Origin of the sequence: Streptomyces sp. NBC_00536, assembly GCF_036346295.1 — a bacterium.
GTDB lineage: Bacteria > Actinomycetota > Actinomycetes > Streptomycetales > Streptomycetaceae > Streptomyces.
Genome location: NZ_CP107819.1, coordinates 8,416,551 through 8,442,295, shown reverse-complemented (window position 1 = coordinate 8,442,295; position 25,745 = coordinate 8,416,551). Strand labels below are relative to the sequence as shown.

Annotated in this window: 25 protein-coding genes and 2 pseudogenes; 6 read left to right on the top strand and 21 right to left on the bottom strand. The window is 71.5% G+C overall.

Translation table 11 applies throughout. The features are described 5' to 3' along the window. The first annotated feature begins 67 nt into the window (after window positions 1-67). A complete protein-coding gene (locus OHS33_RS36345; RefSeq protein WP_330334695.1) occupies window positions 68-1,039 on the top strand; it encodes a MerR family transcriptional regulator in 972 nt (323 codons plus the stop codon). A gap of 915 nt (window positions 1,040-1,954) precedes the next feature. On the opposite strand, the pseudogene OHS33_RS36340 reads toward OHS33_RS36345, so the two are convergent. The 11 genes and pseudogenes from OHS33_RS36340 to OHS33_RS36290 all read right to left on the bottom strand — a co-directional run. Beyond that, a pseudogene (locus tag OHS33_RS36340) lies at window positions 1,955-2,383 on the bottom strand (chitinase C-terminal domain-containing protein); the annotation flags it as partial. 65 nt (window positions 2,384-2,448) lie between these two features. Further along, window positions 2,449-3,057: a DJ-1/PfpI family protein gene (locus OHS33_RS36335; protein WP_330334694.1), complete on the bottom strand. Its 609-nt coding sequence runs from the start codon at window positions 3,055-3,057 to the stop codon at window positions 2,449-2,451. Between the two features lie 920 nt (window positions 3,058-3,977). Then, window positions 3,978-4,499, bottom strand: a complete 522-nt coding sequence (locus OHS33_RS36330; protein WP_330334693.1) for a hypothetical protein — start codon at window positions 4,497-4,499, stop codon at window positions 3,978-3,980. Between the two features lie 120 nt (window positions 4,500-4,619). Beyond that, window positions 4,620-5,156 carry a MepB family protein gene (locus OHS33_RS36325; protein WP_330334692.1) on the bottom strand — a complete coding sequence of 179 codons (537 nt, stop codon included), beginning with the start codon at window positions 5,154-5,156 and terminating at the stop codon, window positions 4,620-4,622. Beyond that, window positions 5,153-8,731 (bottom strand): ABC transporter ATP-binding protein, encoded by a 3,579-nt coding sequence (locus OHS33_RS36320; RefSeq protein ID WP_330334691.1) that lies wholly within the window; start codon window positions 8,729-8,731, stop codon window positions 5,153-5,155. The genes OHS33_RS36325 and OHS33_RS36320 overlap by 4 nt, the downstream gene beginning before the upstream one ends. Before the next feature lie 11 nt (window positions 8,732-8,742). Then, window positions 8,743-9,243, bottom strand: coding sequence for a hypothetical protein (locus tag OHS33_RS36315; RefSeq protein WP_330334690.1), 501 nt, complete (start codon window positions 9,241-9,243; stop codon window positions 8,743-8,745). Between the two features lie 83 nt (window positions 9,244-9,326). Further along, on the bottom strand, window positions 9,327-9,680 hold the full coding sequence (queD, locus tag OHS33_RS36310) for a 6-carboxytetrahydropterin synthase QueD (protein ID WP_330334689.1): 354 nt from the start codon (window positions 9,678-9,680) through the stop codon (window positions 9,327-9,329). Beyond that, window positions 9,681-10,328 carry a 7-carboxy-7-deazaguanine synthase gene (gene queE, locus OHS33_RS36305; protein ID WP_330334688.1) on the bottom strand — a complete coding sequence of 216 codons (648 nt, stop codon included), beginning with the start codon at window positions 10,326-10,328 and terminating at the stop codon, window positions 9,681-9,683. After that, the gene (locus OHS33_RS36300) at window positions 10,328-10,963 is read right to left on the bottom strand and encodes a hypothetical protein (protein ID WP_330334687.1); all 636 of its coding nucleotides are present in this window, start codon (window positions 10,961-10,963) and stop codon (window positions 10,328-10,330) included. The genes queE and OHS33_RS36300 overlap by 1 nt, the downstream gene beginning before the upstream one ends. Before the next feature lie 51 nt (window positions 10,964-11,014). Next, window positions 11,015-11,815, bottom strand: coding sequence for a 7-cyano-7-deazaguanine synthase QueC (gene queC / locus OHS33_RS36295; protein ID WP_330334686.1), 801 nt, complete (start codon window positions 11,813-11,815; stop codon window positions 11,015-11,017). Next, a complete protein-coding gene (locus OHS33_RS36290; RefSeq protein ID WP_330334685.1) occupies window positions 11,815-12,153 on the bottom strand; it encodes an NHLP leader peptide family RiPP precursor in 339 nt (112 codons plus the stop codon). The genes queC and OHS33_RS36290 overlap by 1 nt, the downstream gene beginning before the upstream one ends. Before the next feature lie 216 nt (window positions 12,154-12,369). On the opposite strand from OHS33_RS36290, the gene OHS33_RS39900 reads away from it, so the two are divergent. Then, on the top strand, window positions 12,370-12,843 hold the full coding sequence (locus OHS33_RS39900) for an FAD-dependent monooxygenase (protein ID WP_443065393.1): 474 nt from the start codon (window positions 12,370-12,372) through the stop codon (window positions 12,841-12,843). A gap of 160 nt (window positions 12,844-13,003) precedes the next feature. On the opposite strand, the gene OHS33_RS36280 is transcribed toward OHS33_RS39900, so the two are convergent. From OHS33_RS36280 to OHS33_RS36270, 3 genes are all read right to left on the bottom strand, one after another. Continuing rightward, window positions 13,004-13,126 (bottom strand): hypothetical protein, encoded by a 123-nt coding sequence (locus OHS33_RS36280; RefSeq protein ID WP_330335354.1) that lies wholly within the window; start codon window positions 13,124-13,126, stop codon window positions 13,004-13,006. 117 nt (window positions 13,127-13,243) lie between these two features. Then, window positions 13,244-13,402, bottom strand: coding sequence for a hypothetical protein (locus tag OHS33_RS36275; protein ID WP_330334684.1), 159 nt, complete (start codon window positions 13,400-13,402; stop codon window positions 13,244-13,246). 16 nt (window positions 13,403-13,418) lie between these two features. Continuing rightward, window positions 13,419-15,659, bottom strand: a complete 2,241-nt coding sequence (locus tag OHS33_RS36270) for an MMPL family transporter (protein WP_330334683.1) — start codon at window positions 15,657-15,659, stop codon at window positions 13,419-13,421. A 143-nt stretch (window positions 15,660-15,802) separates the two neighbouring features. Here OHS33_RS36270 and OHS33_RS36265 point away from each other — a divergent pair, with 143 nt between their 5' ends. After that, a complete protein-coding gene (locus OHS33_RS36265; RefSeq protein ID WP_330334682.1) occupies window positions 15,803-16,525 on the top strand; it encodes a TetR/AcrR family transcriptional regulator in 723 nt (240 codons plus the stop codon). Between the two features lie 253 nt (window positions 16,526-16,778). Beyond that, the gene (locus tag OHS33_RS36260) at window positions 16,779-17,300 is read left to right on the top strand and encodes a hypothetical protein (protein WP_330334681.1); all 522 of its coding nucleotides are present in this window, start codon (window positions 16,779-16,781) and stop codon (window positions 17,298-17,300) included. Between the two features lie 64 nt (window positions 17,301-17,364). Here OHS33_RS36260 and OHS33_RS36255 read toward each other — a convergent pair whose 3' ends face one another. The 6 genes and pseudogenes from OHS33_RS36255 to OHS33_RS36225 form a co-directional block, all read right to left on the bottom strand. Continuing rightward, on the bottom strand, window positions 17,365-20,040 hold the full coding sequence (locus tag OHS33_RS36255; RefSeq protein WP_330334680.1) for a glycosyl hydrolase: 2,676 nt from the start codon (window positions 20,038-20,040) through the stop codon (window positions 17,365-17,367). Between the two features lie 142 nt (window positions 20,041-20,182). Continuing rightward, window positions 20,183-20,509, bottom strand: a complete 327-nt coding sequence (locus OHS33_RS36250) for a hypothetical protein (RefSeq protein ID WP_330334679.1) — start codon at window positions 20,507-20,509, stop codon at window positions 20,183-20,185. A 13-nt stretch (window positions 20,510-20,522) separates the two neighbouring features. After that, window positions 20,523-21,371, bottom strand: a complete 849-nt coding sequence (locus OHS33_RS36245; protein WP_330334678.1) for a dienelactone hydrolase family protein — start codon at window positions 21,369-21,371, stop codon at window positions 20,523-20,525. A 41-nt stretch (window positions 21,372-21,412) separates the two neighbouring features. Further along, window positions 21,413-21,886: pseudogene (locus OHS33_RS36240) on the bottom strand (FAD-dependent monooxygenase); the annotation flags it as partial. Between the two features lie 32 nt (window positions 21,887-21,918). Then, entirely contained in the window at window positions 21,919-22,239 is a 321-nt protein-coding gene (locus OHS33_RS36235; RefSeq protein WP_330335353.1) for a hypothetical protein, read from the bottom strand. 311 nt (window positions 22,240-22,550) lie between these two features. Continuing rightward, window positions 22,551-23,180 carry a 2'-5' RNA ligase family protein gene (locus OHS33_RS36225; protein ID WP_330334677.1) on the bottom strand — a complete coding sequence of 210 codons (630 nt, stop codon included), beginning with the start codon at window positions 23,178-23,180 and terminating at the stop codon, window positions 22,551-22,553. A gap of 354 nt (window positions 23,181-23,534) precedes the next feature. Here OHS33_RS36225 and OHS33_RS36220 point away from each other — a divergent pair, with 354 nt between their 5' ends. Continuing rightward, the gene (locus OHS33_RS36220; RefSeq protein WP_330334676.1) at window positions 23,535-24,242 is read left to right on the top strand and encodes a DUF4232 domain-containing protein; all 708 of its coding nucleotides are present in this window, start codon (window positions 23,535-23,537) and stop codon (window positions 24,240-24,242) included. 13 nt (window positions 24,243-24,255) lie between these two features. Here OHS33_RS36220 and OHS33_RS36215 read toward each other — a convergent pair whose 3' ends face one another. After that, window positions 24,256-25,251: a quinone oxidoreductase family protein gene (locus OHS33_RS36215; RefSeq protein ID WP_330334675.1), complete on the bottom strand. Its 996-nt coding sequence runs from the start codon at window positions 25,249-25,251 to the stop codon at window positions 24,256-24,258. Window positions 25,252-25,367: 116 nt separating this feature from the next. On the opposite strand from OHS33_RS36215, the gene OHS33_RS36210 reads away from it, so the two are divergent. Next, the gene (locus OHS33_RS36210; protein ID WP_330334674.1) at window positions 25,368-25,694 is read left to right on the top strand and encodes an ArsR/SmtB family transcription factor; all 327 of its coding nucleotides are present in this window, start codon (window positions 25,368-25,370) and stop codon (window positions 25,692-25,694) included. The last annotated feature ends 51 nt before the right edge of the window (window positions 25,695-25,745 follow it).

The window sequence follows — 25,745 nt, the reverse complement described above, 5'->3', positions numbered from 1 at the left end:
CGGCGCGGACGGACGCCGCCGGTGATCAATACGCTAGAACCTCCCGCGCGCTGGAGGTTCAAGAGCTGTGACGCAAGACACGTGGAGCATCGGTGAGCTCGCGGCCGGAACGGGCCTCCCCGTCAAGACGGTCCGCTACTACTCCGACAGCGGCCTGCTGCCCGTGGCCTCCCGTAGCAGCGGTGGCCATCGCCGCTACGGCCCCGAGGCGTGGGAGCGGATCCGGCTCATCAGACGCCTGCGCGCGCTGGACACCCCCATCGCGACCATCACCCAAGTGGTCACAGGCGAGCGCACGCTCGACGAGCTGGTGTCGTCCGAGCTCGGAGCAGTGCGGGAACGCCTGGCCGAACTGCGGTGGCGCGAGGCGACGCTCAAGGCCCTGGACCACTGTGCGGGGGAGGAGCGTCTGCGGCGGCTGGAGATGCTCTCACTGGTGCAGAGGCTACCGGAGGCGCAGCACACGCTCACCGGGCACTGGTACCGGGAGCTGTCCGCAGCCATGCCCCGACGCCGACTCGACATCATGATCGCCATGTTGGCCCCGGAGCCACCACAGGACCCCACCCCCGTCACGGCCCTGGCCTACGCCGAGCTGCATCTGCTCATCGCCACGCCCGGCTTCACCCGCTGGACCCAGGACCACGGCGCGGAGATGCGCGACGGCCCGGCCTTCTACGCGGAGATCGACGAAGCCGCGGCCCTGACGGCCGCCGCCCTCGCCCGGGGGCTGCCGCCCGGGGCGGGACCCGTGGTGGACGCGTTCGTGTCGGCCCACGCCCGAGCCCGCCGGGAGTCGGACACCCCTGCCTTCCGCGCCTACCTGCACGGGCTGGTGTCACGGTCGTCGGCTTTCGATCCCCGCCTGGAACGGTACTGGTCCCTGGTCGGCACCGTCACGGGCGGCCGCGTGCTGAACATGACGGTGGCTCATCGATGGCTGACTGACGGCCTGTATCTCTCGATCACCGGCACCGGCACCGGCACCGGCACCGCCCCCGGCACCCCGCCGTCCCGGACGCCTCTTCACACGGCATGATGGCTCGCTGAACCGTGCGGACGCCGCCACGCTCGCCGGCGCATCGGAACCCGCCGAGGGCGTGATCGTCCGGTTCGTCCGAGCGATGCTCCCCCATTTCGGCCGGTGGCGGTGCGTGCTGGTCTGTTGCAGGCCCGGGCGAACACGCCGGCGATGGCATAGCGGCGGAGCGGAGCCAGCAACTCCCCCCTCCCTGGGCCAACCGATGAGCAGAACCAGTTGGCCGGACATCGCTGCACGCGCGGTGTCCGGCCAACTGATCTTCACTGTTACGGCGTCGGGCTCAGCCTTCTTCCAGGGCCGGCCGCCGTTGGCCTCCGCCGTGCCGGGGGCGGCGGCGGTGTACCACTGGGCGTACCAGTAGGAGCCCTGGTACTTCACGAACGCGGCCGTCGAGGCGGCCGGGTCGCCGGTGAGGAGGTGGGTTTCCCGGGCGGTGGCGCCGCCGCCGACCTCGATGTCGTTGCCCGCGGTGGAGCGGAGCTTGAACAGGCCGTTGTGCTTCGGCCCGCCGGGTGTTCCCTCGCTGCCGTTGTCGGCGATCGGGACGAGCTGCCACTTCTGCTCGTTCCGTCCGTCGCAGCCGAGGGAGGCGATGTCCTGGCGGGAGGCGGTGGCGGTCAGGCACCTGCCACCGCCGGCGATGGTGTAGAGGCCGCCTCCGGCCGACTGGATCTGCCAGTACTGGTTGGGGTTCTGTTCCGTCAGTTCCACGAGGTGGGCGCGGGACTGGTCGGGGTTGTTGTCGATCATCATGGGCTTTCCGGCGGGGCTGTCGCCGTACTCGAACATCCAGCCCTTGTCCCCCTTGTCGTACATCCGCCACAGCCGTCCGCCGTCGGGCCGGTAGACCTGGCCTTGCTTCCAGTCCGGCGCCTGGCAGGAGCTGCCCGCGGTGGGGGCGGGCGGTGTCACGGTCCGGACGTCGCGGCGCTGGTCGCCGGTCGAGCCGTACTCCCGGCCGCCGATCCTGAACGTCACGTTGGACGGCCCGGTGATCGGCAGGTAGTACTTCAGGTCGATGTCCCGGGACTTGCCCGGGGCCAGGTCCTCGCAGTAGCCGAGGGTGAGGGTCAGCCGGCGGAAGTCCCCCTTCAGCCCACCCGTGTTGGGGCCCGTATGGCCGGGGACGAGCCCCTTCATCTCCTTGTAGTCGTTGTCCTTGACAACCGGCGGCATCGAGGTGGGCAGATCGAGGGAGATTTCGGCGCCCTGGGCAAGCGTGACGCCGGAGTTGTTGGTGATCCGCAGCTTCGGCTGCACGGGGTAGAAGTCCTTCTCCCCCGTGGGGAAATCCACGAGTTCGGCCTTGACGCCAGTTCCCGCCGCCGAGCGCCCGCCCACAACCTCAACGCGCCTTCGCTCTCGTCGCTGTAGCTGCCAGTGAGCCAGAGGGCTGGCCACGGGTGTCAGCTCAGTGCGACCTCGCCTGCGTGGAGGGCACCCATCACGCGCCCGACAGTCTCATGGACTTCGCCGACCGGAGCCGCGTAGCCGATAGCGCCGCGCGCGGCATCCTCCCCGAGCGTCCGGGTGATCACCCACGCGGCAAGATACTGCGATGCCAGGCAGCCGCCCGCCGTAGCGATGTTCCCCTCCGCATGGAACGGTGCGTCCAGCACAGTGACATCGCAGGCCTCGACATAGGGCCGGCTCGTCATATCCGTACTGGCCGGCATCCCAGCCAGCAACCCGAGTCGCGCAAGTACCAGCGCGCCGGAGCACTGAGAACCGATCAGCTGCCGCGACGGCTCGAGCCGCAGCATGGCGAGCATACGGTCATCGGCGACCACGTCGCGCGTCTTCACCCCGCTGCCGATCAGCACAACGTCAGCCTCGGTGACGAACTCCATCGGACGCTGCCCGGTCACCTCGACTCCGTTCATCGACGTGATCACGGGCACGGGTGTGGTGATGAAGGCCTCCAGGCCGTCTTTGCGACACCGGTTGATCAACGCTGAGGCGATGAAACTGTCAAGCTCGTTGAACCCGTCGAAGGTGACCACGGCTACCTGCATCGCAACTCCCTGAGTATGACGTCCGGGCATCAAGCCTCTCGAATGCGCCAAGCCCGGGTCACGGGCCAATCGGCGGCTGGTGGCATACCTGCCAGAGCTCTCACAGTCCAAGACCTCCAGCACCCCGCGACCGACCGCCAGCTGAACGCCCCGAGCTCAATCGTGCTCGTCCTCGTTGGTGCCAGTCTCTTCTATCCCTCCGGCGGTGCGGTCAGCCGTGACCAGCTAGGGTCGCTCGCCAATCGGATCATCGGGCTGCCCCTCTCTCTCACCGAGGCCTGACGGTCCGACCCGTACGAGGCAGCTGGTGCTGCCCACCGAATAGAAGTAGCGGCATCACGTGGGCGCGTCCCGGCCTGGTCGGTATCTCACGAGCTGAGCATCCGAGTTGGCCGCACGAGCCAAGCCGGAGGTTCTGGCCGCGCTTCCGTGAAGGTTCCGCCATCCGCCGGCTCCGGGTCCCTTCCCGCGACAGAGCCCGACCGCTCAGGCGGTAGCCCGGCGGCTGCCGAGCCTGGACAACGCTCGCCCTTCTGGCGCAGCCATCACGGAAGAGCGGTCAGAACCCCACAATTGGCGGCACCGTGCCCTCGCGGGGCGGCCGCCTTGCTCAGCGTCTGTAGGGTGGTTCGACGGAGTGGATGCCTAGCGGTTTCAGGTGCGCCGGTCGGACGCGTTCCTGAAATCGAGCGTGGTCCTGGCTGCCTCGGACAGCTCTCCGACTCCATTCTGCGCGAACGTGCCGAGGGTGCTCGCGTCGCTCCAGGCGCAGATGGACATGGCGGGGTTGTTCTCGTGGTGCCCGCAGGCCAGACGGCCGCCAAGCGGGCCAGCAGGGTAATCCGCGGAGTCGCTGCTCCTGGCTCCTGCGAAGAAGTTCCGGAACTCCTGCGTGATCGAGTCCCTGCGCTTTTCCGCGGTCAGCTTCTGCGACCACTGGGTGGTGTCGATGTGGAGGATGCCATCGGCACGGCCGTCATCGTCCCGGTCGTAGTACCAGGTACGGCCACTGGGAAGGCGCGCGCCCCCGCCTCGCGGTAGGAAGCCGTCTCCTCCTCCGTCATCAACCGGTAGCCGTCCAGGGCCGCAGGCGGCGTGATCGTACGCGGACCGGTCGGAGCCCCGTCGGCCTCCACCAGGTCGCCTGCGGCCGCGGCGGTCTCCGCCGCGCGCGGCTCCGGCCCGTACTGGAATACGACATTCACCACCGCACCCGCCCCGAGCAGGCCCAGGATGATCAGAACCGTACGACGTCGGCGCACTCGCAGCGCCGCGGTGTGCCCATCGGCTGCCGCGCCGGGAGGCAGGGCACTGACCCGCCGCCAGGACGCGGTGGCGAACCAGAGCACGAGCATCAGCACGGCGGCGCCGAGGAGGAAGCCCAGGGCCCTCCCGCTCTCGTACGCCTCGGAGGTGGCGTCGATGGACAGATAGATCATCACCGGCGCATCGTACGTGTGTCCGAAAATCGCGCGGCGGCCGGTCCGGACCGAGCGATACGTACCTGGCCGGCACCGCGGGCAGATCTCCACGACGAGCCGGCACGGCCACCTAGCCGACCTTCAAGCGGCCTGGCCGCCCCGGTACAGCGTGCGGGCGCGGCCCAGGTCTACGGGCCAGCCCTCATCCAGGCGCAGGAAGTGGTCCAGCTGCCACTCCTGCGCCGTTCCGGCCTGCCGGTTGAGGTCGGTCACCCAGGGCGGGTACACGCGGAAGGCCCGCTTCCCGCCGTGCCCGTCGACCGCCACGACACCGTGCCGACGGAGCGCGTCCACGGGGAAGACGAACTGCCCGAAGTGGTGGCGATCGCGCGTGCTGATCACGAAGAGATCGATGCCGTCCGCGACGTCGAACGGCTGGATGGGCCCACCCGGGGCCGCCCGCTTCCACACGGTGACGAACTGCCCGACCTTGGTGGGCGTCACCTTGGCCACCCGGAACCGGACGGCCAGCCCGTCGACGCCGAACGCGTGGGCGGCGTACGCGGCGCTCTCGGCCTCGGGCACCGGCCGCGAGCAGGTGAACCCGCAGGGATCGAAGACGAGCGCCTTCGCCGCGAGCAGGTCGGGGTGGACGGTGTCCGCGCGGCGCGTCGTCATCCGCCCACTGTGTCATGGGCGAGTGCTTGGCTCTGATCCCGCCCCGGTGGCACCGGTTCCGTGGTGCCCGTCTCCATGCCCGTGTCCATGCCCGTGCCCGTACCCGTGTACGCCGCCCACAGCTCGGCGTACCGGCCACCGCGGGCGAGCAGTTCGTCGTGGCTGCCCGTCTCGGCGAGACGGCCCCGGTCCAGGACGGCGATGCGGTCGGCGCGCGCCGCGGTGCCCAGCTCGTGCACGATCAGAACGGTCGTGCGCGGCCGGGCGGCGCTCCGCGGACCGGCTCCCCGGGTGGTCGGCTCGTCGAGGAGGAGGATGTCCGGGTCCGCCAGCTCCGCGCGGGCCCGGGCGATGAGCCTGCGCTCGGTCACCGACAGCGTGCCACCGCGCCCGCTCGCGGGATGCTCGTACCCGTCGGCCAGCCGCTCGATCGCCGCGTGGGCGCCTACCGCCCGGGCCGCCCGCTCCACCTCGGCGTCACCGGCCCCCGGCCGCCCGTACCGGATGGCGTCCCGGACGGTGTCGGCGACGAGCCGCGACTCCTGCGGAACGATCCCGAGCCTGCGCCGGTACGAGGCCGGCTCGAAGGTCCGGATGTCGTGCCCGTCCACGCGGACGGCGCCGGTGGCCGGGTCGTGGAACCGGGCGATCAGCTTGGCCAGCGTGGACTTGCCCGCGCCGCTCGGTCCGACCAGGGCGAGGGTCTGACCGGCGGGTATGCGCAGGGTGACGTCCGTCAGCGCGTCCCGGTCGCTGCCCGGATAGCGGAACCCCACCCCGTCGAGGACGACCTCCCCGCGCAGCGGCGGGGCGGGCACGGCGTCCGGGGAGGTGTCGGGCAGGACCGGCACGTCACGCAGCTCCCGCAGGTGCCGCAGGCCAACGGACGCCTGCTGGTAGCTGTCGAACACCTGGGACAGCTGCTGCAAGGGGGCGAAAAACAGGTACACGTACAGCAGGCAGGCCACCAGCGCGCCCACGGACAGCGCGCCCGCGTGCACGGCGCCCGCACCCACGATCAGCACCACCGCCGCCGCGCCGGTGGAGCACAGTTCCGTCAGCGGGAAGAACAAGGCGCCGCAGTCCTGGGACCGTTGCTGCGCCCGGCGCTGCTCGGCGCAGCGCGTGCGATGGCGCTCGCGTGCCCGCTCCCACGCGCCGCAGGACTGGAGGGCGGTCAACCCGGCGGCCGACTCCCGGAGTTCGGAGTTCACGGCCCCGAGCCGGGTGCGCGCCGCGCCGTAGGCGGCGGCGGAGGCGCGCCGGAACAGCAGCGTCGCGACGGCCAGTACCGGCAAGAAGGCGAGGACCACGCCCGCGGTCCGCAGGTCGAGCGCGAGGAGGGCGACGGCCACGCCCAGGAACGAGACCACCTGAACCACCGCGACGGCCGCCCCGTTCTGCAGGAGGCCCGCCACCGCCTCGGCGTCGGAGGTGAGCAGGGTGAGGATCCGGCCGCTCGGCTCACGGTCGTAGTAGTCGAGACCGAGGCGCTGGAGCCGGGTGAACGCCTGGAGGCGCAGGCCCTGGAGCAGCCGGGCGCCGGTGCGTTCGGTGCTGCGGATGCGCCAGAACGCGGCCAGCCACTGCGCTCCCACGACCCCGAGCCCGGCCGCCGCGGCGACCAGCACCACCGAGGAGGACCCCGCGTCGATGCCCCCGTCGACGCTCTTGTGCACCACCAGGGGGAGCAGCAGGTCCGCCCCGGTGCAGAGCGCGACGAGGAGCAGCCCGAGGAGCAGGGGGCCGCGCAGCCGCCGGATGAGGTCACCCGGTCTGCCGCCGTCACCGGCTGAGTTGAGAACGTCCGGCGTGTCATCCTCGGTGTCCCGGGCATCCTTCGGCCGCGGGGCACTGTCGGGTACCTGCTCCGGCCCCGGCTCCTCCCGGAGCAGTTCGCGGTAGCGGGCGCAGCGGGCGGTCAGCTCCGCGTGCGTTCCCACGGCGACGACCCGCCCGCCGTCCACCACCGCGACGCGGTCGGCGATCAGTACGGCGGGACGCCGCCGGGAGACGAGCAGTACGGTCCGGCCGAGCAGCGCCGCGCGCAGCCCGTCCAGGATCCGCGTCTCCTGGACGGGATCGACCGCCGAGGTCGGATCGTCGAGGACCAGCACGGCTGCCGGAGTCACCAATGCCCGGGCCAGCGCTATGCGTTGACGCTGGCCCCCGGACAGCAGGCGGCCGCGCTCGCCGACCTCGGTGTCCAGGCCCCGCGGGAGGTCGCGGACCAGCTCCGCCAGCCCGGCCGCGCGCATCGCCGCGTCCAGCTCGGCGCCGGTGGCGCCGGGCCGACCCAGGGTCAGGTTGTCCCGTACGCTGCCCCGGAACAGGACCGGGTCGGCCGCGACCAGCCCGGCCGACGCCCGGAGCGGCGCGAGGGCGTAGGCGCGTACGTCGTGACCGCCGACCCGCACCTCCCCGCCGGCCGGGTCGCGGTAGCGAGCGAGCAGCCGGTGCAGGGCCCCGGCGGTGCCGGTGGCCGCGCCGACCACGGCCAGGACCTCGCCCGGGCGGACGGTGAGGGTGAAGTCGCGCAGGGCGGGCTCGCCCGGGGCGGCGCGGTCCACCTCGCGGAACGCGACCTCGGGCGCCCCGGCCGGGGGCGCGGTGGGGTGCGTGGGTTCGGTCACCGGCGCCGGGGCGTCGAGCAGCTCGAAGACGCGCAGCGCGCTGGTCCGGGACTGCCGGCCGGTGGCGAGCAGCGTGGTGAACACCCGGATCGGCGCGGAGGTCTGTTCGAGATAGGTGCAGAAGGCCAGGTAGGTGCCGAGGGTCAGCTGGCCGCGCAGGGCGAGCAGACCGCCCGCGCCCACCGCGCAGACCTGCGCGGCCGCCGTCAGCGCGCGCAGCGCGGGCCCCGAGCGCGCCCGCAACCGGGCCACGCGCAGCTGGGCGGTGAGCGTGCGGCGGGCCGCGGCGGCGAACGTACGGGTCTCGCGCCGCTCCTGCCCGAACCCCTTGACCGCCTCGACGTCCTCGATCACCCGGTCGGCGATCCGCACCAGGTCCGCGGTGCTGTCCTGCACCCCGCTGTTGGCCTCGTCGAGCCGGTGTCGCCACCGCCGCGACAACAGCGCCCACAGGGGCACCACGAGCAGCACGAACAGGCTCAACTGCCAGGACATGAGCGCCATGCACGTGATCGCGATCAGCAGGTAGAGCGCGTTGCCGACCAGGACCGGTACGAGCAGCAGCAGGCGCTGGACCGCGGCGAGGTCGGAACCGGACCGGCTGACCACGTCCGCGGTGTCCCAGCGGCCCGTCAGCCGGGGCAGCGCGGCGAACAGCTCGGTGCGCAGCCGGAATTGGATCTCCAGGGCCGCCCGGGAGCCCGCGCGCCGCCGCAGCAGCGTGGCGAGGAAGACCAGCAGGGCCGAGCCGAGCAGGTACGCCGTCAGCGCTCCGGCCGGACCGCCGCCGACCACCACCCGGTCCATGAACTCCCGCTCCAGGACCGGGACCAGGGCCGCCACGCTCAGTCCCACGGCGGCCGAGCCCACCGCGAGCGCCGCCCGCCCGCGGCAGTACCGCGTGTACCCGGCGAGACGGCGGGTCCAGTGACGCCCGGTCACCGGGCCCATGGTCAACGCGACGCCAGCGAGATGGAGTTGGCGAAGTGCGGCAGGATAGTGCGGAAGAGCAGCGAGTACCGCGGATGGCTCACCGGCTCCACGCCGTGCGCCGAGGCGGTGCGGAAGCGGACCACGTCCCCGTCGCGGAGCGGCGTCGAGGTGGCGGCCGCGCCGCGCCCCTCGATCCAGTGGGCCTCGCCGAGGTTGACGGTGACGCCCCACTCGTCGAAGCAGGCCGGGTCCACATGCGGCTTGATGCCGACACCGGGGCCGTATTCGAGGAGCAGCCCGGAGTTCCAGCGGGGGAGGTACCGCTTCCCCAGCTCCTGCACGAGCGGGTCGTCCAGGCCGGGTATCAGCACCGGTCCCGAGGTGTCGATGCCCAGCCCGTACCAGCACTCGCGCCGGCCGGCCGCGATCGGTACGTCGATGAGGTCGGCCAGCGGCTGGGCCTCGGCCCAGGCGCGCAGCCGGGGCAGGCGGTCGCCGAGGTTGTCGATGATTTCTGGCACGGGGGTCTCCGATCGGTTCACCTGACGGGGCCGGGGGCGCTCGCGCCACCGGCCCCGGGAGGACGGGGCACGGCGGGGCCGGGTCAGGCCCCGCGGTAGACGCACCCCGAGGTGGCGGTCTCGCGTACGGTCACCGAGGACAGCGGCAGGGTGCCGCTCAGCCGGTCCCAGATCCAGCGCGCGAGGACCTCGCTGGTGGGGTTCTCCAGGCCGGGCACCTCGTTGAGGTAGTGGTGGTCCAGCTCCTCGTGCAGCGGGCGGAAGGCCGCCTTGATCTCGCCGAAGTCCATCACCCAGCCGCTGTCGCCGGAGACCTCGCCGCTGACCGTGATGTCCACGCGGTACGAATGCCCGTGCAGGCGGGCGCACTTGTGGCCCTCGGGTACCAGCGGCAGCCGGTGCGCCGCCTCGAAGGTGAACTCGCGAAAGATTTCCATTTATCGGATCCCCAGGTACTTGTGACTCTGCAGGCTGAGCTGCCAGTGCGGGTGGGCCAGGCAGTACTCCACGGCCCGGCGGGTGTTGTCGTCGCGCTCGGGGCCGTCCATGGGCTGGAGCCGCAGCCGGTCGAAGGCCAGCCGCTCGAACCGCTCCGGCTGGGCCTCGGCCTCGGTCTGCGGGTAGACCAGCTTCAGCTCGTCACCGGCGGTGAGCACCAGCTCGGCGCCCGCCTTCGGGCTCACGCACAGCCAGTCGATGCCGTCCGGCGCCGGTTGGGTCCCGTTGGTCTCCACCGCGACCTCGAACCCCGCGGCGTGCAGGGCGTCCACCAGCGGCTGGTCGAGCTGGAGCAGCGGCTCGCCGCCGGTGCAGACCACCAGAGGGGCCGCGCGCGCATGGTCCGTACCGCCCCAGGCGGCGGCCACGGCCGCGGCGAGGGCGGCCGCGTACGCGAAGGAACCGCCGCCCGTTCCGTCGGTGCCGACGAAGTCGGTGTCGCAGAAGGTGCAGACGGCCCGGGCGCGCCCGGACTCGCGGCCGTTCCACAGGTTGCAGCCCGCGAACCGGCAGAAGACCGCGGGCCGGCCCGCCTGGCCGCCCTCGCCCTGCAACGTGTAGAAGATTTCCTTGATCTGATAGGCCATCAGGCGACCGGTTCGGCTTGGAACGCCCAGAGCGTGACGGTGATCTCGTCCAGCGGTACGGACTCCTTGCCGACCGGGGTGCGCACCGAGGTCCGGCGCCGGTCGCTGCTGGTCTCGTACACCGTCTCGGTCTCGCGCAGGTCGCCCGGCAGCCGCTCCAGGGCCGCGAGCCCGACCGTGTCGGCCAGGCCGAGCTCGTGCAGCCGACGCGCGAGATCGTCGAGGAACGCCGGGTTCGCCATCGCCCGTTCCGCGCGCCGGCCCAGCCGGTCCCCCTCCCCGGCCGTGTCCACGAACTCCAGCGGCCGGTAGCCCCAGGAGGCGTCGCCCCAGGACGTGTCGCCGCCGGAGAGGGTCTCGGCGCGCCAGACCGACGGAACGACCCCGGTCCAGTCCTCGCGCCGCGCGGCGCCGACGACGTAACTCCCCTCGCGGTACGAGCCGACCAGGCGCTCCCCGTCGGTGAGCTGGAAGTGCCGGTGCAGCAGGCACAGCCCGACGGACTCGTGCAGCCGGTGCCGGCAGATCACATCGCCCAGCTCCATGAGCCGGTCCATGTGCCGCTCGATCCTCTCCTTGGCCTCGTCGAACTCCCAGAGGGTGTTCACCACACCGTGGGTGTAGGCAAGTTGCATCAGCTGGGCCTTTCCATGGGTACGTTGTCGAACGGGCTCGGTCGCCCGGACTCAGTCGCGCAGCAGGAAGCGCCACACGGCGTCGGCCGACCGGGCGGCCGCGCCCGCGTACGCGGCGCGCCCCTCCTCGGTCGCCAGCTCCGGACTTCCGGAGCGGATGAGCGCCAGGTCCCGGACCCGGCAGGCACCGCACCTGCCGCACGGGCGCTCGCCGCCCTCGTAACAGGACCAGGTCCGCTTGACGGGAACCCCGAGCTCCAGGGCCTGCCGGACGATCTCCACCTTGTCCAGTTCGATCAGCGGGGCGTGGATCTCGACACCGCCGGGCCGGGCCTCGTTCGAGGTGGTCAGGAGCGCCAGCGAGCGCGTCAGCCGGAGGTACTCCGGCCCGGTGTCGGGGTAGTGGACGTCGGCGGCGGTGAACCCGAGGTGCACCGCGACCGCGCCGCGCGCCTCGGCGAGGGACAGCGCGATCGCGATGAACACGGTGTTGCGCCCCGGTACGTAGTAACTGGTCGGTGTGTCAGGGGAGTCGGCCGCGTCGTCGTCGCCATCACCATCGGCGCTGCGGGTGAGCCGGGAGCCACCCCAGGCTGACAGCGCGACGTCCACCACATGGTGCTCGACGGCTCCCACCCACTCGGCGATCGCCTCGGCGGCCAGGAGCTCCCGGGCGTGACGCTGTCCGTAGCGGTACGAGACGGCGATGACCTCGGCACCGGAATCGGCGGCCAAGGCCGCCACGACTGCGGAGTCGAGCCCTCCGGACAGCGGTACGACCACCCGCTCACCGGGGCCGGGCCGGCCGGGCGTACGCCCGGCCGGCCCGACCGAGCCGTTGTGCTCGCCCACTACTCCTCGTCGGAGTGGCCGCCGGGGCTGCACTTCAGCATGGCGTTCATGCCGGCGGCCCGCAGGGTCGACAGCTCGCCGTCGCTGAGCGCCTCGGCGCCGCCGACGATCTCCTTGACGCGGTCACGGTTCACGGGAAGGACGAGGTAGAGGACCTCTCCGTCCTCTTCCAGGACCCGCCACTGCGGGCTGTCGGGAAGCTGGGTGATCCCCAGCTCGTTGAGCACCGTGCCCTGCGGGTCGGCGATGAGCCGCTCCCTGAAGCCCGGGTCCTGCTCGGCTCGCGCGACGATCGTCTGCTCGAGTTCCTGTCGGTTGGCCACCGTGGTCTGCGACATGGGCACCTTCCTTCGCAATGAGTTCGCCACCGGAGTTTGTCCGGCGCGAAGATGCAGGCCACGGGCCTTTTGCCCGTGTCCCGCCCTGCTTGAGAAGCGTGCGCCGTGCCGCTAACAAGGCTCTAACGAACCACTAACGCGCCACCATGGACGGCCCTTAGGCCATTTCACTCCGCATGTCTTGACAACCTGTCATGTCCCTCACTGCATCAGCGCATGACCAAGCCTGAGAGCGCGGGATACGACTACGACGTCGTCATCAGCGGAGCCAGCCTCGCCGGCAGCGCCGCGGCGATCCTGCTGGCTCGACGCGGTGTCCGCGTCGCACTGCTGGAACGCCGCTCGGACCCCGCGGCGTACAAGGTGCTGTGCACCCACTCCACGAGGCACCTGGGAACGTACGGTGCCGCCGCCCTCGCCGTCACCGCCATGGTGAGCGTGCAGTCGGGGGCGGGGGTATCCACCTGGATGTTCCCCACCGCGGGTCCGCTCGGCACGGCATCGCTGCGGCTGGCCTGCGCGGCGGTCATCATGCTGGATCGACGTCATCTGGCCGCTCCTCGCGGTCCGTGGCGTCCTCGCGCTCACCCAGCCCTGGAACGGCTCGCTCGACCTGGTCGGCCTGGCATTCGGCGCCGCCTCCGGAGCGGCGCTCGGCGGCTATGTCGTCTTCACCCAGCGCGTGGGTGACCGCTTCTCCGGCGTCGACGGCGTGGCCATCTCGCTGACGGTCGCCGCGCTGTGCGCGTCGCCGTTCGCACTGGCCCGTGCCGTCCCGGTTTTCTTGCCGCCGCGTAGCCCCGCCGAAAGTACCCGGCCGCGGGCTCCAGGTCCCGCTCGGGCTGGAGCGTCAGCTCCAGGTCGTGGTGCCGTGATCACAAAGCCCCTTCACGTCTCGCGCGAAGCCGGACAAAAGGTCGACCGTCTGCTCGTCCAGGGCGGTGAAGATGCCTTCGACCAGCCGTTCAGCCATCCTCGGCGCCTCCGGCCGTAACAACGTGACCAGCACCGCCGACCTGCCTTGCAGATCCGGGATCGCTGCACCGCGGTAGCCGTACTGTGGCGTCGGCCCGGACAGCGCCTCCGCCCGTCAGCGCAGTTCGACGATGTCCGCTGCGAAGACGGTGGCCAGCGGCTCGGGCCCGACGTGCTGCCGGCAGTTGCACTGCCGGGGCTCGTACTGCAGGGGTTTGCGCTCGGCGTCCCAGGCGGTCGGCGCCTCGACCACCTCGTGGCACTTGCCCTGCAACAGGCAGGCACCGGGCTCACAGCGGGCGATGGTCCTCGGGGTGGCCCTCGATGTGCAGCTGCGGGAGGCGGCGCTCCAGCCAGGACGGCAGCCACCAGTTGCGGGTGCCCAGCAGGTGCATCAGGGCGGGCACCAGCAGCATCCGCACCAGGGTCGCGTCGATCAGGATGGCCGAGCCCATGCCGACACCGATGATCTTTATCGCGATGTCGGGTGCCGGCACGAAGGCCGCGAACACGGCGACCATGATGGCCGCCGCCGCGGTGATCACCCGGGCCGTGGTGGCAAGGCCCCGCACGATCGACTCGCCGTTGTCGCCCGAGCTCAGCCAGACCTCGCGCATCCGGCTGACCAGGAACACCTCGTAGTCCATGGAGAGGCCGAAGAGGACCGCGAAGGTGAGGACCGGCACGAAGGCCGGCAGCGGGGTGGGATTGTCGATCCCGATCGCCCGGCCGAACACCCCGCCCTGCAGGGCGAGCGCGACCACGCCGTACGCGGCGGCGACCGAGAGCAGGTTCATCACCGCCGCTTTGAAGGCCACCGCCACGCTGCGGAAGGCGACCAGGAGCAGCAGGATCGAGACCGTGACCACTCCGCCGACCAGCAGCGGGAGGCGGCCGACGATGTTCGCGGTGCTGTCGATGCTGCTGGCCGCGACGCCGCCGACGTGCACCCGCAGACCCGAGCCTGCCACCGAGGGGACGACCCGGTCGCGCAGGTCCCTGACCAGGCGGTCGGTGGCCGCGCTCTGCGGGCCGGTGGCGGGGATGACGCTGAGCACGGCGGCGCGCCCCGACGGGCTGAGCTGGGGCGGGGTCACCGCCTTGACACCGGGGGTGGCCGTCAACTTGGCGGCCAGCTCGGGCAGTTCACTCCCCTGCGCGTTGGCCGGCAGCTCGGCGACCAGCAGCAGCGGGCCGTTGGCACCCGGGCCGAAGCTGGTGGCGACGGTGTCGTAGGCGAGCCGGTTGGAGCGGCCGGCCGGGTCGTTGCCCGCGTCGGGGAAGCCGAACCGCACGCCCAGGAACGGTGCGGCAAGGGCCAGCAGGACGATCACGCTGCCGAGCGCGGCGAGGACCCGGTAGCGCTCGACGAGCTTGCTCCAGCGCAGCCAGCCAGGGCTCACCTCGTTGGCGGCCCGTCGCGCGGTGCGCCTGGGGAGCGGCAGCCGGAGCCGGTCGACGTGCCGGCCGAGGTAGCCGAGCAGCGCCGGGAAGAGGGTGCCGGCCGCCGCGAGGACGACCAGCACCGACAGGATCGCGGCGAAGGCCGCGCCGCGCATGAACGACAGGCCCATGGCGAAGAGTCCGAGCATGCTGGTGACCACGGTGATGCCCGCCACCAGGACCGAGCGTCCGGCGGTGTCCAGCGCGGCGACCGTCGCGGCCTCGGGTGCGAGCCCCTCGGCGCGCCACTCACGGAACCGGGTGACCAGCAGGAGCACGTAGTCGATGCCCACCCCGATGCCCATCATGGCGGCCAGCGAGGTGGACCAGTCGGGGACCGGCATGATGGCGGCGAGGACCGGGAGCAGGGCGCCGCTCACGGCAAGCCCGGCGAGCGCGGTGAGCAGCGGCAGGCCGGCCGCGACCACGGAGCCGAAGGTGAGCAGCAGGATGAGGGCGGCGGCGGCCATCCCGATGCCCTCGGAGCCGATGGCCCCCTGCTCGGCCTGCTGGACGGCCATGCCGCCGAGGTGGACCTGCAGCCCGTCGGTGGCGCGTGCGGCGATGTCGAGCAGCCGCTGGGTGTCCGCCTTGGGCATGTCGGGCGCGTTGGCCACGTCGAGGTGCAGCTTGCCGATGGCCGTCAATCCATCGGGCGCCACCGATCCCGACGGCGCGCCGGGGGCGGCGCCGGGCGCCGGGAAGGGGCTCTCGACCGAGCGGACGTGCGCGACCTTGGCCAGCTGCCCGAGTATCGACTCGGCCTGACTGCGGGCCTCCGGGCCGGTCAGCCCCGTACCGGAGTGCAGCACGACCGTGATCACGTCGCCGGACTGGGCGGGGAAGTCGCGGGTGATCAGTTCCTGGGCGGCCTTGGAGTCCGAGCCGGGCGCGGTGTAGTCGGCGCTGTACGTGCCGCCGAGCACCGCGGCGAGGCCGACCGCGACGCCGAGCGCCAGCAGCCACAGCAGGACGGTGCGTCCCTTGTTGCGGTAGCTCCAGCCCGCCACCCGGCCGACCGGCCCCGGGCGGCGGCGCCCCGCGGTGTCGGTGGGCACGCCCCGATCGTCGAGCAGAGCCTGGGACATGCGATCCTCCGGGCCGGGTGAGACGGTGAATGAAGCGAGTGAAGCTTCTTCAGAAAAGTTATGTCGCGTAACATTGGTGAGTCCGCGCAAAGCTTGTCAATGCCCTGTGGCTCGCGTCACAGCACCGAACGGAGGTGGTCCCGATGGGTCCCGCGAGTGCATCCAGCCGCCGCGAGCGCACCCGGGCGGCGACCGTCGAGGAGATCAAGCGGACGGCGCTGACGCTGATGCGCGAATCCGGCGCCGCCGACGTGCGCTTCACCGACATCGCCCGGGCGATGGGGCTCACCCCGCCCGCGCTCTACCGCTACTTCGCCGACCGCGACGAGCTACTCACCGCCCTGGTCGCCGACTCCTTCAACAGCCTCTCCGAGGCGCTGATCGCCACCCGGGACGCCGTCCCCGCGGACGACCTGGGCGCGCGCCTGCTGGCTACCTGTTCGGCGTACCGCAGCTGGGCACTGGGCGACCCGCAGCGGTTCGCGCTGATCTTCGGGGTGCCGGTGCCCGGGTACACCGCCCCGCCCGACGGGCCGACAGTCGAGGCCGGGCAGCGGGCGATATCTCATCTGGCCTCGCTCGTCCTGGACACCGAGCGGCTCGGCCGGCTCGGCGACCCGCTGGTGGCGCCGGCCACTTCACAGTTCTTGGAGTCGGCAGCCGAGCGGCTGGCGCCGTTCGAGGGAGCGGTGAGGCCTCAGACGTACCAGGCGCTCATGCTCAGCTGGTCGGCGGTGCACGGCTTCGTGTCGCTGGAGGCCTACGGGCACTTCGGCTGGGCGGACCAGGCAACGCGCGACCAACTCTTCACCGCCCAGGTACGAATGGCCGCGGGTGTCGCCGGGCTGGTACCGCCCGAAGCGTGATCATGCGCATGACTAATCACCGGCCGCTTCGGCGGGACCGGAGAAGTCGAGGGAACAACACTCTGCCGGACACCGGTCGGGCACGATGCGGGGGCGGGAAGCCAGCAATTTACCGAGCCCACCGGGACGCCGGTGCCGACCCACGCGACCGTCCAGTCCGCACCCGCGACAGCTGCCACAGCGGATCCTGATGTCGGAACCGATCACCGATTCGGGACGTCGGAGCTCCGGGTTCGCCGAAGAGGAGGCTGCCATGGCCGGTATGACGCGACGAAAGACCCGGCCGCCCCTGCCATGGGTGTTGCCTGTGCTGCCCGTGCTGGCCTTTCTGGCTTCCACCCTGGCAGCCTGTTCCAACGAGGGCGGCTCACCTGCGGATGCTCCACCACGAGGAGCGTCAGCTCCCGCTTCCGCCACGCACCCCACCGGTACCGAACCACCCGCCGCCACAGACTCGCCGACGCTCTCCGGCTGTGCCGCGGGTCCGGTCACGGTCACGCTGCGGCCCGGGGCATTCGCCGCGCAGCGGCTGTGTGTACGGGTCGGCACCACGGTGACGGCCGTCGTTCCGCCCGGCCCGGGCGGCCGCCGGCAAGGGCCTCGCACCAGCAACCCGGTGTTCGCGACGATCACCTCGTCGACGACCGATCCGGACGGCACCGCCCACGTCACGATCCGCGCCGCCCGCCCGGGTGCGGCCACCGTGACCTGGGGGACGGAGGGATCGAACATGCTCACACTCAGCCTCGACGTCGCCGCCTACCCCATCCCATGAACAACGGCCGGTGTGCGCCCCTTCGCAGGCCGGGGCGCACACCGGCCGTCAGGTCAGACTCAGGTCATTCGTCGCGGCCCCTCAGGCGCCGTACGTCGAAGGACCAGATGCCGCGCCCGTGCGTGGCGGCGTACAGATTGCCGTCCGGGCCGAGCTTCAGCTGCATGACGGCCGTGGTGGGCAGGTTCTTCCCGAGGACCTGCCACTGGCCGGAGCCGGCGGGCCGGTAGAAGGTGGCCAGGTCGGTGCCGAGGGCGAGGCCCCCGCCGGGCAGGAGCCTCACCGTGTCGGCGGGTACGTCCGGGAGGTTCGCCGAGATGTCGGTCCAGGCGGCGCCGCCGTTCCTCGATTCGAAGACGTGGCCGACGCCCGCGCCGGGGCCTTCGGTCCACTTGCGGGAGAAGCCGTTGACGGCGACGTACACGTGCTGGGCGTCGGCCGGGTCGATGTCAAAGCCGGAGATGTAGCGGTTGGGGACGGCGCCGTCAACGGGAAGGTCGAGCTGGTGCCAGCCGGTGCCGTCCGCGTTGCCGACGGCGATGCCGCGAGCGAAGCCCTGGTTGTTGCAGGGCCCGCACCACCCGACGTAGACCGTGCCACCGGACGAGGCAACGGCGGTGGCCACGTGGCCCGCGCCGAGGTCGAACGCGCTCTTCCACTCCGCGCCGGAGCGGATCGCGAAGCCCTTGTTCTGCACCCACACGTGCTGGCCGCCGGCCACCCAGGTGTTGAGGTCCTTGGTGTCGGAGGTGATGGGCGCGATGAAGCGGGCGCCCGCGCCGCCGAGGTCCTTGTCGGGCGGTGCGACCTCGTACTCGGTGGCCTTGGCCGGGTCGGTGGTCCAGGAGCCGTTGTTCACCCCGCAGTTCTGGGTGACCCACATGTCGAGGTAGACGTACTCCTGGGCGATGTTGCAGCCGTTGCCCGGGTCCGTGATGGTGTCGGCGCCGTCGCCGCCGAAGTTGGAGCCCATGACCTTGTCACGGCCTCGCAGGATCGACTGGCCATTGTCCTGCAGTCCGCCGGTGACCGAAACGCCGCCGTAGGTGAGGTCCTTGCCGACGCCCACCGAGTAGTACTGGAGGGTGTCGATGGTGCCGTCGTTCAGCGACTGCCAGTCCTTGGCGTGGCCGCCGGAGTCGATGGCCCCACTGACCGGGCGGCGGTAAATCCCGCCGTCATTGCCGACATAGGCGTAGGCCTTGCCCTGGTAGCTGCCGATCGCGACCGCGTGCTGGTCCGGATGTGTGGTCGAGGAGCAGTCGCCGGTCTGCTTGGCCGGGTCGATGCTCCAGCAGGGGAATCCGAAGTTCCAATACGGTCCCGGGGTGATCCAGTTCGCCCCGCCGTTCTTGGTCTCGAAGACCTCTTCCAGGCCCAGGTAGACATGGTCGGCGTTGTTCGGGTCGACCTGGAGGAACTGGTTGTACCAGGACTGGATGCCCGGCTGATAGCCATCGCCCTGGAGCGCCGAGCCGGATGCCTTCAGCTTGGTGTAGTCGGCGATCTGCGTCCACGGCCCGAACGGCGAGCCGCTCTTGGACACGTACACGCCCTTCAGCCCGCTGTTCGGGTCGGCGGCCATCTGCGCCGGGGACTGGTCAATGGCGTACATGCGCGAACCGTCCGCGGCGGACGCGAACGTCATGTTGCCGACGTCCTCGCTGTTCGACGGCAGGTCGCCTATACCGCCGACAGGCTTCCAACTGCCGTCGCCCTGCTTGGCGTACAGGCCGTTGTAGCTGTCCCCTCCGCGCCAGCCGACCGCGAGCAGCACCTTGGACGGGTCCTTCGGGTCCACCGCGATGTCATTGGCGATGTTCTTGTACGGCGCGCTGGGGTCGGACGCCTTGGAGCCACCCGGAAGATAGTCGGGGCTGGGCGCGAACTCCAGCTTCCACGGCCCCGAGAGAGTGGTGGTGGAGTGCGACCACACGCCCCGGCTGGTGGCCGCCCACACGGTGGTGCCGGCGAAGCGCAGGGCGTGGATGGTGGTGCTCTCCAGTTCCGCGCCGCCGACGCGGCCGCCGGGCTGGAACTGCCCGTGCTGCGGGTCGGCGAGCACGTACACGCCGGTCCCGACATACGAGGTGGCACCGGTGTTGGACTCTCCGGTGGCGTACCAGAGCCGCTTGGAGCCGTCCAGGGCCAGGGTGCCGGTGGAGAGCGAGGGCAGCCTGTCAGCGATCGGCTCCCAGTGCCCGCCGCCGGTCTTCGACCGGAACACCCCGCCGTTGGCGCCGCCCGCGTACACGTAGCCCTGGTCGTCGGCGGCGACCCCGGTGATGCGCCCGGTCACGTTGCCCGCGCCGCCGCTGGAGTTGGAGTTCTGGTCCCGGTAGCGGGGGTCGTCGGAGTTGTACGCCTTCTTGGTGACGTGGTCCCAGTCCCCGTTCGTGTGCCTCATGGACTGCAGCTGGTCCCAGGCCGCCCCGTAGGCGCCGGGGGCGACGACACCGGGGGCGGTGCGGGCCTCGGTGTACTGGGCGGTGCCTTCGGCGGAGTTCTCCGCCTCGTCGGAACCACCGTCCTCGCTCCCGGACGCCGCGAAGGCGGACCTGCCGTGCCCGCCGTTCACCGCCTTGACGTGCTGGCGGCCGATGTCGGCCTGGTGGCGCGCGTTCCAGGGCCGGGGCCTGGTGTCACCGGATGCCGCGAATGACTGGCTGCTCACCAGACCGAACGCGGCCGCCACGACGGTGCAGGTCATGAACCGCCGCCGATGCCGTTGGGGCATCATGCGCTCTCCTCCCTCGGGCGGGCACCGGATACGGCCCGCCCACTCAGGAGAGATCTTGGCGTGGACGCGACAGGAGCGGAAGGAAGGGTTCGATCAATTGGTAGTCAATTAAAGGTACTTGACGGTCACTCAAGGTCGGATGTCAGGCGTCGTAGCCCGTTCGTCTTGACGGCGTCCACTCGTGGTCGAGCAGCCGTGTCGCGTGGAACGTGCGGACCAGCCGACCGACGAGCAGCTCGCGCAGACCGGTGTCAGGTCTCCGAGTTCGCCGCCATCCAGCAGCTCCGCGTACGTCGTGGCGCCGCCTGCACTGTCGGCTGGAGGTGACCGGGTCCTCCTCGAAGACGACCGGATCCTCGATGCCAGCCTCGTCGAGGGCGAGGTTCTGCCGGGCGGTCGACTGCCGGGCGGTCGAGACCCGCTTGTAGACCAGGTTCGCCACCGAGGGCCCCTTCTTTCCCCACTCCACATTCACCCCTCCCCTATGCCTCGAAAGCGGCGAGCGGTGAGTCCTCCCCGAGCAGTCGTGTGCGGAACAGGTCGAGGACCGTGTCGAGTGCCTGCCGTGTAGGCTGTCCGGGCTCGTCGACGAGGTGCTCCGTCAGGACGGAGTGCGGCGGAAGGGGGCTCGCAGGATTCGCTGCGCTGTCGTCCAACTCGACGGCTACGAAGGCGTCGCCGAGCTCGCGGCGCAGGTACGCGAACCGGTCGCCGGGTACCAGCCGGTCGCCCGCGAACCGCAGCCCGAGGACCTGGAGCCCGTCGCGCTCGCAGCGCCCGCGGACGACCGCGAGCTCCCCGGCGCTGATGTCGATGGAGCGCGCGCGGCGCGAGGTGCAGGCAAGCGGTAGTGACGGCTGGGACAGCACGGGGGCGACGATCCGCGCGTCCACGGCCATGGCCAGGGCGAAGCCGCCGGTCAGGCACATGCCGACGGCGCCGACTCCGGGGCCGCCGCAGCGCTCGTGTTCAGCGGTGGCCAGGGCGCGCAGCCACCGTACGACCCGCGAACTCCGCCCCGTGGCCAACAGCGTGAACTCCCGGCTCACGCACACCTCCCACAGAGTCGAGGCCAAGGCACGGCCGGCCCTCGGCCTGCCCACGGCGCCGGGATCCGCATCCCGGCCGGGTGTACCGAAGAGCACCGGGAGTACGGCCGTGCAACCGGTCTCGGCCACGCGGTCGGCGAACTCGATGACCTTGGGGGTGATGCCGGGGATCTCCGCCATGACGATCACCGCCGGGCCTGTGCCCCGGCGCAGCACCCGGCGGGTGGCACCGTCATGCGTGAACGTGCTCTGCGTGAAGCCGGTCAGGTCGTGGTCTGGCACGCGCCTGCTCCCTTCCGTCGACTCTCCTGAGTGAAGGAAAATTACCGGTAAGTAGTCCTTCGTGATACGGCCCGCCCGGCTCGACCTCGGCGCCGCGAATTCGACCCGCCTGGACCCCACCCTCCGGTGCCGCTACACGCTGCGGACCGTCTCCGTCGAGACGCACGCCCTCGTGACGCCGCCGGGAGCCCTTCACCGCCTTCCGGTCGATTCCCTCCTTGCGGTGGAGCGACCGGAACTCCCGCTTCGTCGATCTCACCGCCGGCCGGCAGCGGTTCGATGACCTGGGTGTGGGCGAGGCGCTGAAGGCCTTGGGTGGCCACGGTGGTGGGCCGGCGACGGGTTTGGACGCGGCGGACGTCGCGGAGGCCTACGCTACCGTCGCGCAGGGGACAAACGAGGTGGCGGACCGCGGCCACCTCGTCCTGGACGGCGAGGTTGATGCCGATGCCGAAGACGGGTGATATCGCGTGGGCGGCGTCGCCGATGCAGAGCAGCCCGGGGCGGTGCCAGCGGCGCAGGCGTTCGAGCCGTACATCCAGCAGTTTCACCTCGTCCCAGGAGGTGACGGCGTGGCTCCGGTCGGCCGGCCGGCCGGCCAGGGGGCGGCGGCCGCGAACCGGGTCGTGAAGCGCTCCAGGCCTTCGGCGCGGCGTTCGGTGTCGGTTCCCTTGGGGATGAGCGTGGCGCACTGCCAGTAGTCGCCGCGGTCGATGAGCGCGGTGAAGAACCTGTCGCCCAGGCCGCCCACGAGTCCGCTGGGGTCGTCGTCGCGCCGCGGCAGGCGGAACCACCAGGCGTCCATGGGGCACGCGAAGCGTTCGGCGAGGCCGATGTCGTCCAGCAGGAACAGGGTGGAGGGGTGCACGGTGTCGCCGCGGAAGTCGCGTAGGAAGTCGCCGTGCTTGCTTCTCCAGCACCGTCACGTCCACACCGGCCCGGGCCGGCAGCAGGGCCAGCACCATTCCGGCCGGCCCGCCTCCCACCACGCAGCACGTCGTGCGCTCCACGGCAACCACTCCCTTCGGGGGGGAGCGGGTGAGCCCCACGGGACGTATACCGCACTGGGGCGGCGAGGCCCGTAGCGGTGGGGGCGGTAACGGTGGGGGCGGCCTGACGCGCCTTCAGGGGATCCTCATCCTCGGCGATTCCACCACGCTCGTGTCAGTGCCGAACGAGTTACCGTTCCGGCACTGGCGAGGTTCCCGAGTCGTGGTGCCAGCGCAGTCCGCCGGTGCCCAGGGTGATCGTGGCGCGGGGTTGCATGGGCTCGTCTCCGCCGCGACGGGAGAGCAGCACGATCTCCTGGACCTGCGCCGACATGCTGCCCAGGAGGGCGGCGCATTCCGCGGACAGGTGCCGCGGGTCACGGCTGTGCCCGAGTGACAGGTGTGGTGTGAAGTGCGGGAATCGGCTGCGGCACAGGGGAAACGGCTCCACCAGGGTGTCCTGGAGCGCTGTCCAGGGAGCCAGGCCGGCTGCGGCGGGGTCCAGCCACACGGTGGCGTACGCACGGTGCCGGAAGCTGCGCACACCGCTGAGGCGGATGGTGAAGGGCTCGATCTCGGTGGCCGCGGCTGCCAGCAGCGGGGCCGCCGAGTCGAAGTCGGCCTCCGGGACGAAGCCGAAGACCAGGTTGACGTGCGGTGGCCAGCGTCGGATTTGGGGGTCGTGTTCGACACGGATGATCTGGATGGGGGGCCACAGTGCGGCGGGAGGGAGCCATACGACGGCCGTCCGGGGTGTGGGAGCGACGTTGAGGGATCCTGGGACAGCGGCTCCGCCACCGGCGGTCGGGGACGCGTTCACATGGCCATGATGCCCTCGGCGGTACGGCGGAGCCGGAACCTGGAGTTCGGGTGTGGGGTCGTCGTGGTCCTTGTCTCCGACAGCACTGCCCCCCTCCCCCAGGAGAACGATCGGTTTGCCGTGGTCGTAGGCCCAGCCGATTTCAACGTGGGTGCCGGGGACACAGGGTTGTCGGGGGCAGCTCCGGCGCCCCCAGGGGCGTCCCGATGGCGCACGGCCTGGCCTTCGTCGTTCGTCATGGCCGTGTCACGGAACCGCCACGGTGCGGCGTCGTGGAGAACCGGGGTGGGGCGTGATGGTGTGTCCCTCCGCGAGTACCGGTGCGGGACCGGTCGTGAACCTCGGGGAGTGGTCATGCAGTACACAGCAGGTGTCGGCCGTACCGTGGCGGCGCTGGTGGCGGCGGTGGCGGTCACCGCTCTGGCGACGGGCTGCACGCCGGCCGGTGAGGACGGCGCGGTCGCCAAGCCGTCGACGCCGCCCGCGGGTTCGGCGTCGGCGAAGCCGGTTCCCCCGGGCGGTACCTCCTCTCCCGGGGGCGGCACGGGCGGCACGGGCGGCACGGGTGGCACGGGCAAACCCACCCCCTCGGAGCCCGGCCCGGGCGGCGGCGGGGCGAAGGCCTGCACGATCGACCAGCTCAAGGCCTCCGATGCCCACCAGGCCGATGTCCGGCCGTCGGGTACGGGAACGGGAGCCGCCATCGTTTCGGTGACCAACACCTCGAAGCATCCCTGCACGCTCCTCGGGTTCCCGACGGTCGCCGGAGCCGGCAACGGCTCGCCGGGCAAGAACCTCCCCCTCGCCACCACCCACAGCGGATCGGCATCCATGGTGTCCCTGGCCCCGGGCGCCCGGGCCTGGACGAAGCTCACCTTCGTCAACGTCCAGGGCGAAGCCGACGGCTACTGCGTGTCCGGCGCCACGCCCGCCAGCTTCCCCACCCTCGTCATCGGCGTCCCCGGCGCGGGCTCGCACCAGATCGCCATGGACGACGGCGTCTTCGCCGAATGCGACAACAAGGTGACCGTCACCGCCTTCTCCCCCACCAAGCCCTCCTGAGGACCGGCGACGGTCACGGCCGGACGGCGCCGACGCGGGCGACGTACTTGCCGGTGGCGCGCCCCTCGGCAAGGAGGTCGTGGGCCGCGGGGACCTCGGCGAGTGACGGCAGTTCGGTCAGGGGGAGCGTGAGGCGGCCTTCCGCCAGGAAGGCGAGGATGCGGGTGGTGGCTGCGGCGACCCGGGCGGGGGCCGCGGCGACCAGGCCGCGGTGGCTGAAACCTGTCACTGTGAGGTTGCCCGCGAGCAAGCGTCCGGCGGGCGGCAGAGCGTCCATGGAGCCGCCGCCGGCGTTGCCGAAGAGGACGATGCGGCCGCCGGGCGCGGCCACGTCGAGGTCGAGGGCGAGGGCCGTGGTGCCGAGCGGGTCCAGGACGAGGTCGACGCCGTGGCCGTCGGTCGCGGCGCGGATCGCCTCGGCGAGGCCGTCGCCGCGGGCGAGTCCGATGTCGTAGCCGCCCTTCTCGACGTCGGCGGCCTTCTCCGGCCGCCCCACGGTGCCGATCAGCCGGCCGCCGCCGAGCAGCGGTACGAGCTGGGCGATCGCGCTGCCGATGCCTCCGCCGGCCGAGTGCACCAGGACGCTGTCACCCGGCCTGAACCGGCCGGCGTCGGTGAGCAGGAGCAGCGCCGTCGCCAGCCCCAGTGGGGTGGCGACGGCCTGCCGCAGCGGCACCGCATCGGGCACCGCGACGACCAGCTCGGCCCGGGCGACCGCCACTTCGGCGAGGCCCCGGCCGGTGGGCACGGCGGCAACCCTGTCACCGACGGAGAAGCCGGTGACGCCCGGCCCGAGCTCGCGGACGGTGCCGGAGATCTCCAGGCCGGGCACGTGGGGCCAGTGTGCGGCGTAGCCGCTGTCGCCTCGCCGGGCCATCACGTCGACGAAGTTCAGCCCCGCGTACGCGACATCGACCGACACCTCTCCCGGACCGGGGTGGGGTACGTCGATCTCCCGTACCTCCGAGTTCTCCGATCCTCCAGGCGCGGTCATCACCAAGGCACGCATCTCCGGCTCCCCTTCCGACAGGTACGATGTGCGCTGTTCGATGTTCGATGTTTCACGAACATCGAACAATGAATTAGTACATCGTAATTCGATGATTGTCGAACATGGAGCCGCACGTGCCCCGTTCACGCCAACGCCGCGCGCCACTGGCCCACCCGGCCGCGGACGAGATCGACCTGCTCGATGTCCTGCACGCGCTCTCCGACCCCACCCGGATGACGATCGTCCGGACACTTCTGGCCGAATCGGAGCGGGCCTGTGGCACGTTCCCGGTCGACGTGGCGCCGTCCACCCTCAGCCACCACTTCAAGGTCCTGCGCGAGGCCGGTCTCATCCACCAGCGCGAGGAGGCCAACCGCCGCCTCACCGCACTTCGCCGCGACGACCTGGAGGCCCGCTTCCCGGGCGTGCTGGACGCGATCCTCGCCGCCGCCGCAAACTGAAGTGCCCGGAGCCTTGGGGGCTCCGGGCACTTTTAGGCCATGCAGGTCATG